General features: G+C 70.5%; 16 protein-coding genes and 1 tRNA gene. 10 read left to right on the top strand and 7 right to left on the bottom strand.

Annotated features, from left to right (window positions below; all coding sequences use genetic code 11):
* Positions 1-156, top strand: a complete 156-nt coding sequence (locus N0B31_RS13915; RefSeq protein WP_260592227.1) for a hypothetical protein — start codon at positions 1-3, stop codon at positions 154-156.
* Between the two features lie 235 nt (positions 157-391).
* Here N0B31_RS13915 and N0B31_RS13910 read toward each other — a convergent pair.
* The 5 genes from N0B31_RS13910 to N0B31_RS13890 all read right to left on the bottom strand — a co-directional run bounded on the left by N0B31_RS13910 (position 392) and on the right by N0B31_RS13890 (position 3,824).
* Positions 392-463 (bottom strand) — tRNA-Ala (locus N0B31_RS13910).
* 131 nt (positions 464-594) lie between these two features.
* The gene (rpsJ, locus tag N0B31_RS13905) at positions 595-903 is read right to left on the bottom strand and encodes a 30S ribosomal protein S10 (protein WP_260592226.1); all 309 of its coding nucleotides are present in this window, start codon (positions 901-903) and stop codon (positions 595-597) included.
* Position 904: 1 nt separating this feature from the next.
* Complete coding sequence (tuf, locus tag N0B31_RS13900; protein WP_260592225.1) at positions 905-2,170, bottom strand: translation elongation factor EF-1 subunit alpha; 1,266 nt, start codon at positions 2,168-2,170, stop codon at positions 905-907.
* A 164-nt stretch (positions 2,171-2,334) separates the two neighbouring features.
* Positions 2,335-3,291: a homoserine dehydrogenase gene (locus N0B31_RS13895; RefSeq protein ID WP_260592224.1), complete on the bottom strand. Its 957-nt coding sequence runs from the start codon at positions 3,289-3,291 to the stop codon at positions 2,335-2,337.
* The gene (locus N0B31_RS13890; protein WP_260592223.1) at positions 3,288-3,824 is read right to left on the bottom strand and encodes an amino acid-binding protein; all 537 of its coding nucleotides are present in this window, start codon (positions 3,822-3,824) and stop codon (positions 3,288-3,290) included. Before N0B31_RS13890 ends, N0B31_RS13895 begins: the two co-directional genes overlap by 4 nt.
* Positions 3,825-4,353: 529 nt before the next feature.
* Here N0B31_RS13890 and N0B31_RS13885 point away from each other — a divergent pair.
* The 3 genes from N0B31_RS13885 (at position 4,354) to N0B31_RS22685 (ending at position 7,025) form a co-directional block, all read left to right on the top strand.
* A complete protein-coding gene (locus tag N0B31_RS13885; protein ID WP_260592222.1) occupies positions 4,354-6,324 on the top strand; it encodes a serine hydrolase domain-containing protein in 1,971 nt (656 codons plus the stop codon).
* A gap of 54 nt (positions 6,325-6,378) precedes the next feature.
* The gene (locus N0B31_RS13880; protein ID WP_260592221.1) at positions 6,379-6,600 is read left to right on the top strand and encodes a hypothetical protein; all 222 of its coding nucleotides are present in this window, start codon (positions 6,379-6,381) and stop codon (positions 6,598-6,600) included.
* 266 nt (positions 6,601-6,866) lie between these two features.
* The gene (locus N0B31_RS22685) at positions 6,867-7,025 is read left to right on the top strand and encodes a DUF7563 family protein (protein ID WP_438271170.1); all 159 of its coding nucleotides are present in this window, start codon (positions 6,867-6,869) and stop codon (positions 7,023-7,025) included.
* Between the two features lie 28 nt (positions 7,026-7,053).
* Here N0B31_RS22685 and glmM read toward each other — a convergent pair whose 3' ends face one another.
* Positions 7,054-8,364 carry a phosphoglucosamine mutase gene (gene glmM / locus N0B31_RS13875; RefSeq protein WP_260592220.1) on the bottom strand — a complete coding sequence of 437 codons (1,311 nt, stop codon included), beginning with the start codon at positions 8,362-8,364 and terminating at the stop codon, positions 7,054-7,056.
* Positions 8,365-8,460: 96 nt separating this feature from the next.
* On the opposite strand from glmM, the gene rpiA reads away from it, so the two are divergent.
* A complete protein-coding gene (gene rpiA / locus N0B31_RS13870) occupies positions 8,461-9,168 on the top strand; it encodes a ribose-5-phosphate isomerase RpiA (RefSeq protein ID WP_260592219.1) in 708 nt (235 codons plus the stop codon).
* Between the two features lie 58 nt (positions 9,169-9,226).
* Here the strand turns inward: rpiA and N0B31_RS13865 are convergent, their stop codons facing one another.
* Positions 9,227-9,394: a DUF1931 domain-containing protein gene (locus N0B31_RS13865; RefSeq protein WP_255198239.1), complete on the bottom strand. Its 168-nt coding sequence runs from the start codon at positions 9,392-9,394 to the stop codon at positions 9,227-9,229.
* A 298-nt stretch (positions 9,395-9,692) separates the two neighbouring features.
* Between N0B31_RS13865 and larB the strand changes: the two genes are divergently transcribed.
* The 5 genes from larB to N0B31_RS13845 all read left to right on the top strand — a co-directional run bounded on the left by larB (position 9,693) and on the right by N0B31_RS13845 (position 12,209).
* Positions 9,693-10,469 (top strand): nickel pincer cofactor biosynthesis protein LarB, encoded by a 777-nt coding sequence (gene larB, locus N0B31_RS13860; RefSeq protein WP_260643992.1) that lies wholly within the window; start codon positions 9,693-9,695, stop codon positions 10,467-10,469.
* Positions 10,470-10,578: 109 nt separating this feature from the next.
* Positions 10,579-10,734 (top strand): DUF7563 family protein, encoded by a 156-nt coding sequence (locus tag N0B31_RS22680; protein ID WP_438271169.1) that lies wholly within the window; start codon positions 10,579-10,581, stop codon positions 10,732-10,734.
* A gap of 69 nt (positions 10,735-10,803) precedes the next feature.
* Complete coding sequence (locus N0B31_RS13855; RefSeq protein WP_260592218.1) at positions 10,804-11,103, top strand: GIY-YIG nuclease family protein; 300 nt, start codon at positions 10,804-10,806, stop codon at positions 11,101-11,103.
* Positions 11,104-11,145: 42 nt separating this feature from the next.
* Complete coding sequence (locus tag N0B31_RS13850) at positions 11,146-11,574, top strand: DUF2391 family protein (protein ID WP_260592217.1); 429 nt, start codon at positions 11,146-11,148, stop codon at positions 11,572-11,574.
* Positions 11,575-11,630: 56 nt separating this feature from the next.
* Complete coding sequence (locus tag N0B31_RS13845) at positions 11,631-12,209, top strand: DUF7090 family protein (RefSeq protein ID WP_260592216.1); 579 nt, start codon at positions 11,631-11,633, stop codon at positions 12,207-12,209.
* The last annotated feature ends 31 nt before the right edge of the window (positions 12,210-12,240 follow it).

Raw genomic sequence — 12,240 nt, 5'->3', positions numbered from 1 at the left:
ATGCGCCTGCACTGGGAGTGTCCCTGTGAGACCGATCACGAACTCGAACCCCCGACCGCGGAGGAACTGTCGGGGTGCTCGACCGACCTGCACTGTGACTGCGGTGCGGTGTACGCCATCAGCGTCACCGTGCTGCGGCCGCCGGGTGCGACCTGACTCCCTCGCCCGGTCGGTACTCGGGGGCGCTCTGCACCACCTCTCCGTCGGACGCTCGGCGACCGCGACGCGACCGGACGCGGCGGTCCACCAGCTCTCCTGCTGCGTGCAGCGACCCCACTGACCGGAGCAGAAGTACGAATCGGTGTGGACTCGCTGGGACTGAGCGAACGCGGAGCGTTCGCGAGGGTCAGCGAGTCCACTGACCGGAGCGAACGAAGTGAGCGAAGGGAAGTGGACTCGCTGGGATTTGAACCCAGGGCCTCTTCCTTGCGAAGGAAGCGATCTGCCGCTGATCTACGAGCCCGCAGTGCGTCGTAACAGTGACGCGTGTTTGTAGCTTCCGGTCTTGCACCACGCACGAAGACCGCGCGTGAGAGGCGCGTCCGGGAGCCCCGCGTTTTCCAGTCCCGCTCGGAGATCGGTCGGCCGACCCGACTAATCTTCCAGGACGATCTCGATGGAGACGTCGTTGGGAACCTGGATCCGCATCAGCTGGCGGAGCGCGCGTTCGTCGGCGTCGATGTCGATCAGACGCTTGTGGACGCGCATCTCCCAGTGTTCCCACGTCGCGGTCCCCTCACCGTCGGGGGACTTGCGGGTCGGCACCTCGAGGTGCTTCGTGGGCAGCGGCACCGGGCCGCTGAGCTGGACGCCCGTCTTCTCCGCGATGTCGCGGACGTCGCCGCAGATCGTATCCAGGTCCTGCGGGCTGGTCCCCGCGAGGCGGACGCGTGCCTGTTGCATCTTATCGCTCGTTGACGCTCAGGACCTTCCCGGCCGCGATGGTCTGGCCCATGTCGCGGACGGCGAAGGAACCGAGCTCCGGAATCTCGGAGGACGGCTCCAGGCTGATCGGCTTCTGCGGGCGGACGGTGACGACCGCGGCGTCGCCGGACTGGATGAAGTCCGGGTTCTCCTCGGCGACCTCACCCGAGGCCGGGTCCAGTTTCTTGTCGATGGACTCGATGGTACACGCGACCTGCGCCGTGTGGGCGTGGAAGACCGGCGTGTAGCCGGCCGTGATGACCGACGGGTGCTGCATCACGACGATCTGGGCCTGGAACGTCTCGGCGACCTTCGGCGGGTCGTCGGCCGGGCCACAGACGTCACCGCGGCGGATGTCGTCCTTGCCGACGCCACGGACGTTGAACCCGACGTTGTCACCGGGACCCGCGTGGTCGACCTCCTCGTGGTGCATCTCGATGGTCTTGACCTCGCCACCGACGTCCGACGGCTGGAACGACACGTTGTCGCCCGGGCTCATCGTCCCGGTCTCGATGCGGCCGACCGGGACCGTACCGATGCCGGAGATGGTGTAGACGTCCTGGATGGGGAGGCGCAGCGGCGCGTCCGTCGGCGGCTGCGGCTCCGGCAGGTTGTTGAGCGCCTGCAGCAGGGTGGGGCCGTCGTACCACGACGTGTTCTCGGACTTCTCGGAGACGTTGTCGCCCTCGAAGGCCGAGGTGGGGACGAAGCTCGCGTCGTCCGTGTTGAAGCGGACCTGCTTCAGGAGCTTCGTGACCTCCTCGACGGTCTCCTTGTAGCGGCTCTCGTCGTAGTCGACGAGGTCCATCTTGTTGACCGCGATGATGAGCTCGTCGATGCCCAGCGTGCGGGCGAGGAAGACGTGCTCCTGGGTCTGCGGCTGGACACCGTCGTCGGCCGCGACGACGAGCACCGCGTTGTCGGCCTGGCTCGCGCCAGTGATCATGTTCTTGACGAAGTCGCGGTGGCCCGGACAGTCGACGATGGTGAAGTAGTACTCGTCGGTGTCGAACTCCTGGTGGGCGATGTCGATCGTTACACCGCGCTCACGCTCTTCGGCGAGGTTGTCCATGACGTAGGCGAACTCGAAGCCGCCCTTGCCCTTCTCCTCGGCCTCCTCTCGGTACTGCTCGATGACGTGCTCGGGGACGGACCCTGTCTCGAACAGGAGTCGCCCGACCATCGTACTCTTCCCGTGGTCGACGTGGCCGATGACGGCCAGGTTCTGGTGGGGTTTGTCAGCCATTGGTTTCTCACGCGCGGAATGCGCTGTATCGGAGAGTCTAGCCCGATTTCCGTAAAACGATTTCGATACGGAGGGCGAAATCCGGCGCGAACGGCCCCGTTGGCACGTCACGCCACCGCACGGCACGCCGGCGCACGGTCGAGGCCGGCGAGGGGCGCCGGCCCCTACAGCCGCGGCAGTCGCCCCACGTCCGCCAGCACCGCGCTCGCGGTCTCTGGACCGCCCGCACCGTGCCCCGAGATCGCCAGCGGCCCGGCGTGTTCCGTCTCGATCTGCACGATGTTCATCGTCCCCGACACCGCCAGCGTGCCGTTCTGCGGGACCAGCCGCGGTCCGACCCGCACCTCGCCACCAGACACCTCGCCGACGAGACGGACCGTGCGGCCGTCCTCGCTCGCGAGGTCCAGCGCCGACCCCGGGATGTCCTCGATACCGTCCACGTCCGCGTCTGCGAGCGTGTACCCGCCGCCGTGTAGTACGTTCGCGAGGATGACACACTTCAGCGCCGCGTCCGTCCCCTCCACGTCGAACGAGGGGTCCGCCTCCGCCACGCCGAGGTCCTGCGCCTCGGCGAGGACGTGTTCGTAGTCCAGCCCCTCCGCGGCCATCCGCGAGAGGACGAAGTTCGCCGTGCCGTTCAGGATGCCACGGACCGCGGTGACGTGCCCCGGGTCCAGGTCGTCGATGGTCGAGAGCGCCGGGATAGCCCCGCCGACGGTGGCCTCGAAGCGCACGCTCCCCGCCGAGGCGGCCTCCAGCTCGCGCAGGTCGTCGTAGCGCTCCGCGACGGGACCCTTGTTCGCGAGGACGACGTGCCGGTCGGCCTCCAGGGCCCGCTTCACGTGCGAGAAGCCGGGTTCGGCGTCACCGAGCGTCGTCGGTGACACCTCCACGAGCACGTCGTAGGGTGCGTCGAACACCGCGTCGGGGTCGGCGTCGCCGACGATACCTCGAGCGGACTTGCGCTCGAGGACGGCCTCCGCGTCCAGTCCGTCGGCGTCGACGGCCGCGCTGGACGAGTCCGCGACGGCCACGACGCGGTGGCCGTACTCGCCGGCCAGTTCCAGCACCGACCGGCCGACGGCACCGCACCCGACGACCGCGAGGCGAGCGTCCTTCACGCCTCTGCCCCCACGGTCAGCGGTTCGACCAGCCTGAGGTCCTTCTCCGCGGCCACCTCGCGGACCGTCTGCAGCGCCCGGTCGGTCCCCTCTGAGTGGGCGACCAGCCGGATGCGCGCGGCCGACACCTCGTCGGTGCCGTCCGGCGCGGTCAGCGAGACGTCGGCGACGCTCGCCGACCCGCAGTGCTCGATACGCGAGAGCGTGTCCGAGAGGTCCGTCTCGACGAGGTGGCCCACCAGCAACACCGTGACCTCCTCGCTGTAGCGCTCGGCGCCGGCCTGGATGACGTTCACGCCGGCCTCCCGCAGCGCCGCCACGACCGCCTCGAAGCGGTCGGGCGTCGCCTCGAGGTCCACCTCCACGGGGATGTGCCCCCGCGGGGTGAGGTTGCCGCGCTCGTGGAAGATCGAGAGCAGGTTCCCCCCGTTCGCCGCGATGGGTTCGAGCGCCCGCAGGAGTTCGCCCGGTTCGTCTACCAGTTCGAGGCGGACCGTGTACGCACGGACCGCGTCGCTCGTGGCGTCGCTCACGGCCGCCCCTCCGTCGTTCGGCACTCGCTCATGGTCGGTGTGAGGGCACCGAGTGTATAATAAACCCATCTTCCAGTTTTTGCTCGTCGGGTTCGCTCGCTGCGCTCGTGAACCGCTCCTCGCAAAAACTGGACCAAAACTGCGCGCCTCGCTGCGCTCGGCGCGGGTGAGCGAACTCGGAGAGTTCGCGATTCTCGTTGGACGAGCGGAGCGAGTCCGACGGTGGTGGGTGCGCTGGACCACACTGCGACCGCACAGCACCGCCCCGCTCGGGGAACGCTCTTGTCCCGTCCCGACCGAGTGCCGCCGAATGCGCCGGTCCACGCTCGCTCTCGCCGTCTGCACCCTCCTCCTCGGGACCGGCGTCGCGGCCGCTCACACGACGCACGCGGCCGCTCTCACCGACTGAGAACCGGTCTCTGCATTCATACGCCCACCTCGCTTACCCCCGCTCGTCGACCGGTCGGGCACACGGCCGCCCGTCGAGTCCCGGCGTCTGCGCCGACAACCCTCCAGGAGGAGTCCCCCGATGAGTTCCCAGCACCCCCTACGCCTCGCCGTCGTCCTGACGCTCGTCCTCGCCCTCGTGAGCGCCCCCGTCCTCGCCGGAGTTCCGGACCCCGGTGGCTCGTCCCCTGCCTCCGCGGCCGCGCAACTCGACGCACCGGGCCTCGACGACCGTGCCGGCCTCGAACGCTGGGTCGACGAGACGGTCGCCGACCAGCTCGAACGACATCACGTTCCGGGGGCCGCCGTCGTCCTCGTCCGGGGGAACGAGACGCTCCTCGCGAAGGGGTACGGCTACGCCGATCTCGAGGCCGAGCGCCCGGTCGACGCGGAGACGACCGTCTTCAGCATCGGCTCCACCGGCAAACTCGTGACGTGGACGGCCGTGATGCAGGGCGTCGAGGACGGCCGCCTCGCCCTCGACCGTGACGTGAACGACTACCTGACCGACTCGGCGGTCTCGGTGCCCGAGACCTACCCGCGGCCCGTCACGCTCGAACACCTCGGGACCCACACGGCGGGCTTCGAGGACGTCTTCACCGGGATGGTCGCGGACGACCCGGCCGCCATCCGGTCGATGGAGGCGACCCTCGCGGCCCAGCGACCCGCCCGTGTCCGGCCGCCGGGCGAGTTCGTCGCCTACTCGAACTACGGCACCGCCCTCGCGGGCCACGTCCTCGCGGAGCAGTACGACACGACGTTCGTCGAGTACGTCGACGAGCGCATCTTCACCCCGCTCGGCATGACCGACACCACGTACGCACAGCCGCTGTCCGACCGCCTCGAACCGCGGCGAGCCATCGGCTACACGTACGTGGACGGCTCGTACCAGCCCCACGACCCGGTGGTGTGGACGCTGCCGCCCGAGGGCGGCTCGCTCCGGACGACCGCGACGGACATGGGCCGGTTCGCGCAGGCCCACCTGAACGACGGGACCGTCGACGACGCCCGGATCCTCTCTCCCGACTCGGTCGCGGAGATGCACCGCCGACACGTCGCGCGGTCGACGGCCGTCCCCGAACTCAACGGGATGGCCTACGGCTTCATCGAGATGGACCGGAACGACGAGCGTATCGTCGGCCACTGGGGGACCACCCCGCGGTTCCGGAGTCTGCTCGCGCTGTTCCCCGAGCGCGACGTCGGCCTGTTCGTCGTCTACAACGCGCCCGGCGGCCACGCGGCAAGTTTCAAGTTCCTCGACGCGTTCGTCGACCGCTACTACCCGCGCTCCGACGACCCCCTCGTCGAACCACCGGCCGGGGCCGCCGAGCGGGCCGCGGCGCTGGCCGGTGACTACCGCTCGCTGACCATCTCCGAGTCGTCGTGGGAGCGCCTGCTCGGCGTCACGACGCGGACGTACACGGTCGGGGCGACCGACGACGGCTCCCTCACGACCCGACGGCTCGGGGAGGAGACCCGGACGTGGGTCGAACGTCGCCCCGGCGTCTACGAGGAACGCGGCGGGAGCGACACGCTCGTCTTCCGGTTCGACGACGACGGCCGAGCGACCCACCTGTTCCGCGACGCGTTCGCCCCGTCGACCTACGAGCGAGTGCCGTGTTACGAGTCGCTGGCCGTGTTACAGGGCGTCGTCGGCGCCGGAGTGGTGGCGTTCGCCTCCGTCCTCGCACTCTGGGTCGGTGGGTTCGCGTGGCGACGGCTCCGCGACCGCGACCCCCCGAGCGAGGGCGAGCGTGCCGCCAGAGGCCTCCTCGGCGCGGTGAGTCTGCTGTGGCTCGTCGTGCTGGTGGTCTTCCTGCTCGCGTGGCTCAACTTCGACGCGGAGGCCGCGTCCCCGTCGCTCGCGCTGCAGGCGGGCAAGGTGCTCCGCTACGTCGCCCTCGCTGGGACGGTCGCCGCCGTCGGTGCGGCCGGCCTCGCGTGGCGCGAGGGCTACTGGACCCGGCCGCTCCGGGTCCACTACGCGGCCGTGACGCTCGTCGCGCTCCTGTTCGCGTGGCAACTGTACCTGCTCCGGGTGGTGCCCCTGTAGCCGGGACGCGCCCGGAACCACGAGAACCAAACCCACCCCAGCCGAACGAGCACCATGGCCAAGGCCTTCGCCTATCAGGTGGTCGATATCGTCGTCTCCGGGCTCATCGCGGGCTTCACGGCGTTCTCGCTCAGCGTCGCGCTCCCCCGACTCTCGGTCACCATCGCCGTCGTCCTCGCCTCGGCGTACTACTTCAGCCGGAACCCGTGGGGCGGCGACGGCGAGCGGTTCAACGAACAGATCGACGACCTCTACGAGCGGTTCCTCCCGCTCTGAGCGGCCGCGCTGGCGAGGTGGGGCCACAGCGGTGGCGGGCACCCCCCGGTCCGGAGCCGGTGACCCTCGCGGTTCGTGACACTGCAGGTGGACGAACGGTCGGTTCGAGGCGGTTCCCCGGTCACGTGTCGGAGAGTGTCCCTCACCGGTGTCGCCGGGATTCCCGGCTTCCATTGCCGGTAGCGCGCCGCTACGTCCCCGAAACCCCGTGTCGTGTGCCTTCTTACCACGGTATCATTATGTTCCGTCGCTCCATCGTTCGTTGTATGCCGGAGTGCCAGAACTGTGGAGCTTTCGTGACGAGTGCCTACGCACGAGTCTTCACACCAAACGGCGTCGAGGACCCTCGGGTCTGTCCCAAGTGTGAGGACAAGATACGCGACGGTGCCAGCGTTCGGCAGGCCCGTTCGACACGACGCACCTGAACGTCCCGGCCGCTCTGGTCTCTCCCGCTCAGTTCTCCTCCACCGCCGCCTCGACCAGCGACCGCGCCGTCTCGAACAGCGCGTCCGTCCGCTCGGCCTCGCGTGCCTCCGCGGTCACCCGGACCATCGGCTGGGTCCCCGAGGCCCGGACGAGGAACCACCCGTCGTCGGTGCCGATGCGGACCCCGTCCATCGTCGTCACGTCGTCGTAGTCCTCGCGCACGCGCGAAGTCACCGATTCCATCACCGCCGCCTTCGCGTCCGTCTCGACGTTCGCCCGCCGGATGGGGTAGTCCGGCACCGCTGCCGCCCGGTCGGCGAGCGGTCGCTCGGCGGCGAGTTCGACCAGTTTCACCGCCGCCAGCGGCCCGTCCGGACAGAGCGTCTCGGTCCCCCAGATCCACGACCCACTGGGCTCGCCGCCGAACGCCGCCCCCTCGGCGACCGCCGCGGCGACGTACACGTCTCCGACGGGGGTCCGCTCGACGCTCGCGCCGCGCTCGGCGAGGTAGTCCTCGACGGCGAGGCTGGTGTCGACCGGGACGGCGACCCGGTCGCCCGACTCGACGGCCGCCCCCGCCAGCACCGCCAGCAGCACGTCGCCCGAGAGGTAGGTGCCGTCGCCGGCCACCGCACGCATCCGGTCGGCGTCGCCGTCGTGCGCGATGCCGAGGTCGGCGTCCCCCTCGCGCACCAGCGTCGCCAGCGACTCGCAGTTCTCCGGCGTCGGCTCGGAGGGTCGGCCGGGGAACGAGCCGTCGGGCTGGGCGTTCAGCGTCTCCACCTCGCAGCCGAGCCGCGAGAGCGCGGCCGGCCCGACCCCGCCCGCGCCGTTCCCGAGGTCGACGACGACCGACAGCGGCCGGTCGAGGTCGACCCGGTCGACGAGCGTCTGGACGTGGCGCTCGGTCGCCGACGTCCGTTCACGCGTCCCGAGGCCGTCCCACGGCTGGAGCTCCCAGTCGGCCGCCTGCACGCGTTCGGTCATCTCGTCCTGCATCGGCCCGTCGAACGCCTGGCCGGAGGGCTGCCAGAGCTTGATGCCGTTGTCCTCGGCGGGGTTGTGACTGGCCGTGAGACTCACGCCCGCGTCGGCGTCCTCCCACGCGACGGCGCGGGCGACGGTCGGCGTGGCTGCCAGCCCGACGTCGATTACGTCGGTCCCCTGCTCGCGCAGGCCCGCCGTCAGCGCGTCGCCGAGGAGTTCGCCGCTCTCTCGGGGGTCGCGGCCGACGACGACCCGGTCGGCGTCGACGCCGAGCGCCCGCCCGACCGAGAGCGCGAGGTCGGCCGTCACCGTCTCGCCGACGGGGCCGCGGATGCCGCTGGTTCCGAACATAGCGGAGACACGGTGACCGACGGGAAAAGCGTGGGCGGTCCGGCGACCCCGTGGGAGTCCCACCCGCTTTTTGTCCTCGGGGCGACACCGCCGAGTATGAAGTCGAACGGGGGCAGCGAGGCGGCGAAGCGGCGGGCCGGCGAGGCCGCCGCCGAGGCCGTCGAGGACGGTGACGTCGTCGGCCTCGGGACGGGGAGCACCGCGGCCCACGCCATCCGGGTGCTCGGCCGGGCGGTCGACGCGGGCCTCGACGTGACGGGCATCCCGACCTCCCACCAGTCCCGGCAGGTCGCCCGCGAGGCCGGTATCCCCCTCGTGACGCTGGCCGACGCCACGCCGGACCTCGCCATCGACGGCGCCGACCAGTTCTGTGGCGACGACGGCGGCCCCTTCCACCTCGTCAAGGGTGGCGGCGCGGCCCACGCTCGCGAGAAGGTGGTCGACACCGCCGCCGACCGGTTGCTCGTCGTCGCGGACCCGTCGAAGCGTACCGACTCGCTGGACCACCCCGTCCCCGTCGAGGTGCTCCCGGACGCCGCACCGGTCGTCGAGGCGCGCCTCGCCGACCTCGGCGGCGACCCGACGCTCCGGGCCGCCGAGCGGAAGGACGGCCCCGTCGTCACGGACAACGGGAACCTCGTCCTCGACTGCGCGTTCGGGTCCATCGCGGACCCGGCGGCGCTGGCGGCCGACCTCTCGGCGCTCGCGGGCGTGGTCGAACACGGCCTGTTCGTCGACTGCACGGCGGCGGTGTACGTCGGCCGCGAGGACAGCGTCGACGTGCTCGAACGGACCGACGAGTAGGCGAGCCGCGCGGCTCTCGGGTGGTGGCGTCGAAAGAAAGTTGGGGGGTCTAACCGGCTTACAGGTCGCGCGGCTGGACCGTCTTGCGGTCGTTCTCCGAGGCACGCCGGGCGGCGTCCTCGAGCAGCTCGGCGACTTCCTCGTCGAGCGCGTCGTAGAAGTCCGAGGCGACGTTCATGTCATCGAGCGCTTCCTTCACAGCGGCCTTGACGATCAGGTCTGCCATACGGGATGGCGTACAGTAGCCCCCTTTATAATAGTTCCCGTTCAGGGGCGTCCTCGCCGGTTCTCGCGGGGGTTTAGGCCGGTTCGAGGGGGTCGAGAGCGTGAACGACCCTGATAGACAGCCCGACGACGGGCCGATCGGCACCCCGAATCGGCCAGTCACGGCCCCAACCGCGGCTCGTCGGCCACCTCGCGCGCGAGCGTCTGACGCTCGCGCGCGTCGTGCCGCCGCCAGGACGAGACGGAAGGCACACCTCCGTCGGCCGCGACCGGCGGCCATGGACGAGACGGACCGCGACCTGCGCGGAGTACTGGAGGCCGTCGCGGAGGGTGAGCTCTCGGCGGCGGCCGCGGAGGCCGCCCTCGGCGGCTACGTGACCGGGGAGGCGGGCCGGTTCGACGCCGCCCGCGAGTCACGGAGTGGGGTGCCCGAGGCGGTGCTCGCCGACGGCAAGACGACAGCCGAGACCGCCGCGCTGGCGGCCGACGCCCTCGAGACGACCGGCCACGCGCTCGTCACCCGCGCGGACGAGGCGACGGCCGCGGCGGTCCGGAGCGCCGCCGAGGAGCACGACCCCGCCGTCGGCGTCGAGTACGATCCGCGGGCGCTGACCGTGGTCGTCCACGCCCCCGACTACGAACCGCCCGAACTCGACGGCGTCGTCGGCGTCGTCACCGCGGGCACCTCGGACGCGATGCCGGCCGGCGAGGCAGCCGCGGTGGTCCGCGAGATGGGACTCGAGGTCCGGCGCGTCGACGACGTGGGCGTCGCCGGCATCGCCCGGCTGTTCGACGCGCTCCCGGCCCTCCGGGAGATGGACGTGCTCGTCGTCGCGGCCGGTCGCGAGGGGGCGCTCCCGACCGTCCTCGCCGGGCTCGTCGACGTGCCCCTCGTCGGCCTCCCCGTCTCGAACGGCTACGGGGCGGGCGGCGACGGCGAGGCCGCGCTGGTCGGGATGCTCCAGTCCTGCACGGCGCTCTCCGTGGTCAACGTCGACGCGGGGTTCACCGCGGGGGCGCAGGCCGGCCTCGTCGCTCGCGGGGTCGCCCGCGCTCGCGACGTGAGCGAGGTCTGAGTCGCGGCACGCGCCCGGCCCCTACCGGGGATACCCCATGGCGAGATTATATGATGGTTCGTGCCGTATAGTCACGTGCCGGCGAGGCACCGCCGAGTCGGCAGCTAGAATGCCCAGGTGTGATCACTGTGAGGCGCACGTCTCGGACCGCTTCGCCCGGGTGTTCGCGGATGAAATGGGACAGATTCACGCCTGTCCGAACTGCTCTGCGAACGCTGGGATCGCCGAGGTCTCGAGGGAACGTGCGTCCGAGACACGGTCGTAGACCGTGGTATCGGGTCTAAATCACAGGGTGCCCTCTTATTGACGGCGCGCGAAGGGGTGAGCGACCGCGATGTCCGACGCCGACCACTACGTCTACGTGCTGCGCTGTGCCGACGACACGCTCTACACCGGCTACACCACCGACCCGGCCCGGCGTGTCGCCGAACACGACACGGGCGAGGGCGCGAAGTACACCCGCGGGCGCACCCCGGTCGAACTGGTCCACGTCGAGCGGTTCGACACGAAATCGGGGGCGATGTCCCGCGAGTACGCGGTGAAACAGCTGTCGCGCTCCGAGAAGGAGTCGCTCGTGACGGGCGCCCGGGTGGCCGCGGGTCGACGACTCCTCCCGGCCGAGGTGCTCGACTGACAGCCGGGAGCGTTATACGGCCTGCCCGCCGACTCGGCCCGTATGGTCGGACCGGCACGCCGATTCAAGACCGCCGACGTGGCCCAGCAGATGGTCGGTGGGTTCCTGCTGGCCGGCCCGTTCGTCGTGACCGCGGAGGTGTGGCAGCTGGCGACGAACATGAACGAGGTGCAGTTGCTCCTCGCCGTGGCCATCGTCTTCGGCATCGGCTACGGCGCGCTCTACAAGGCCGACGAACGCGACCCGGACCGGGAGACCGACCTAGCGGGTATCCCCCTGCGGTTCCTCTCGCTGATGGTGGTCTCGTTCGGCTCCGTCCTCGTCCTCGCGCTGGTGTTCGATGCCCCGGCGACGTTCTTCGCCGACTTCGACGTCGCCCCTCGCGATCAGGTCCTCGTCACCGCAAAGGCCGTCTCGGTGGGCGCCATCTTCTCCGTCGTCGGCGCGGCCACCGCCGACAGCGTCTTTTGACCCGACGGCCGCCCGCTGGGTGTGGAATTTAAGACGCTCGCACTCCCCGTCCCGGTATGGACTACGAACTCGCCATTGAGAACACGCCGGACACCATCCCGGGCGGGACGGGCATCCTGCTCGTCCATCCGAGCACCGGCGAGACCGACCGCATCGACACGGACTTCCTCAAGACGGACACCGACCACCTGCTGGTCGTCTCGACGCGCACCACCGCCCGCGAGGTCCAGCAGAAACTCGAACACTACGGCGTCGACGAGGACCGCGCGGTCATCCTCGACACGCTCTCGGTCGAACGGGGCTACTCCCGGCGCTCGTCGGACCGCGTCCACTACGTCGCCGCCCCGGACGACCTCGACGGCATCGTCGACCAGGTACGACAGTTCCTCGAGACGCACGACGGCAAGCTCCGCGTGAGCGTCGACTCCATCACCGAGATGGCCTACTACGCCGACGAGGACCGCGCCCGCGAGGCCGTCGAGCGCATCCTCGACCTCCTGCGAGACCACGACGCCGTCGGCCTCTTCCACCTCGCCGAGGAGGTCCACGAACCCGAGGTACTGGAGGGGTATCGCGACCTGTTCGAGGGGATCGTCACGCTCGACGCCGACGGGACCGTCACCGGCGAGTTCTGAGCGGTCCGGGGGGCCGACCACGGAGCCGGCA

Origin of the sequence: Salinirubellus salinus, from assembly GCF_025231485.1 — an archaeon.
Lineage (GTDB): Archaea > Halobacteriota > Halobacteria > Halobacteriales > Haloarculaceae > Salinirubellus > Salinirubellus salinus.
This window is presented reverse-complemented; position numbering and strand designations above follow the sequence as displayed.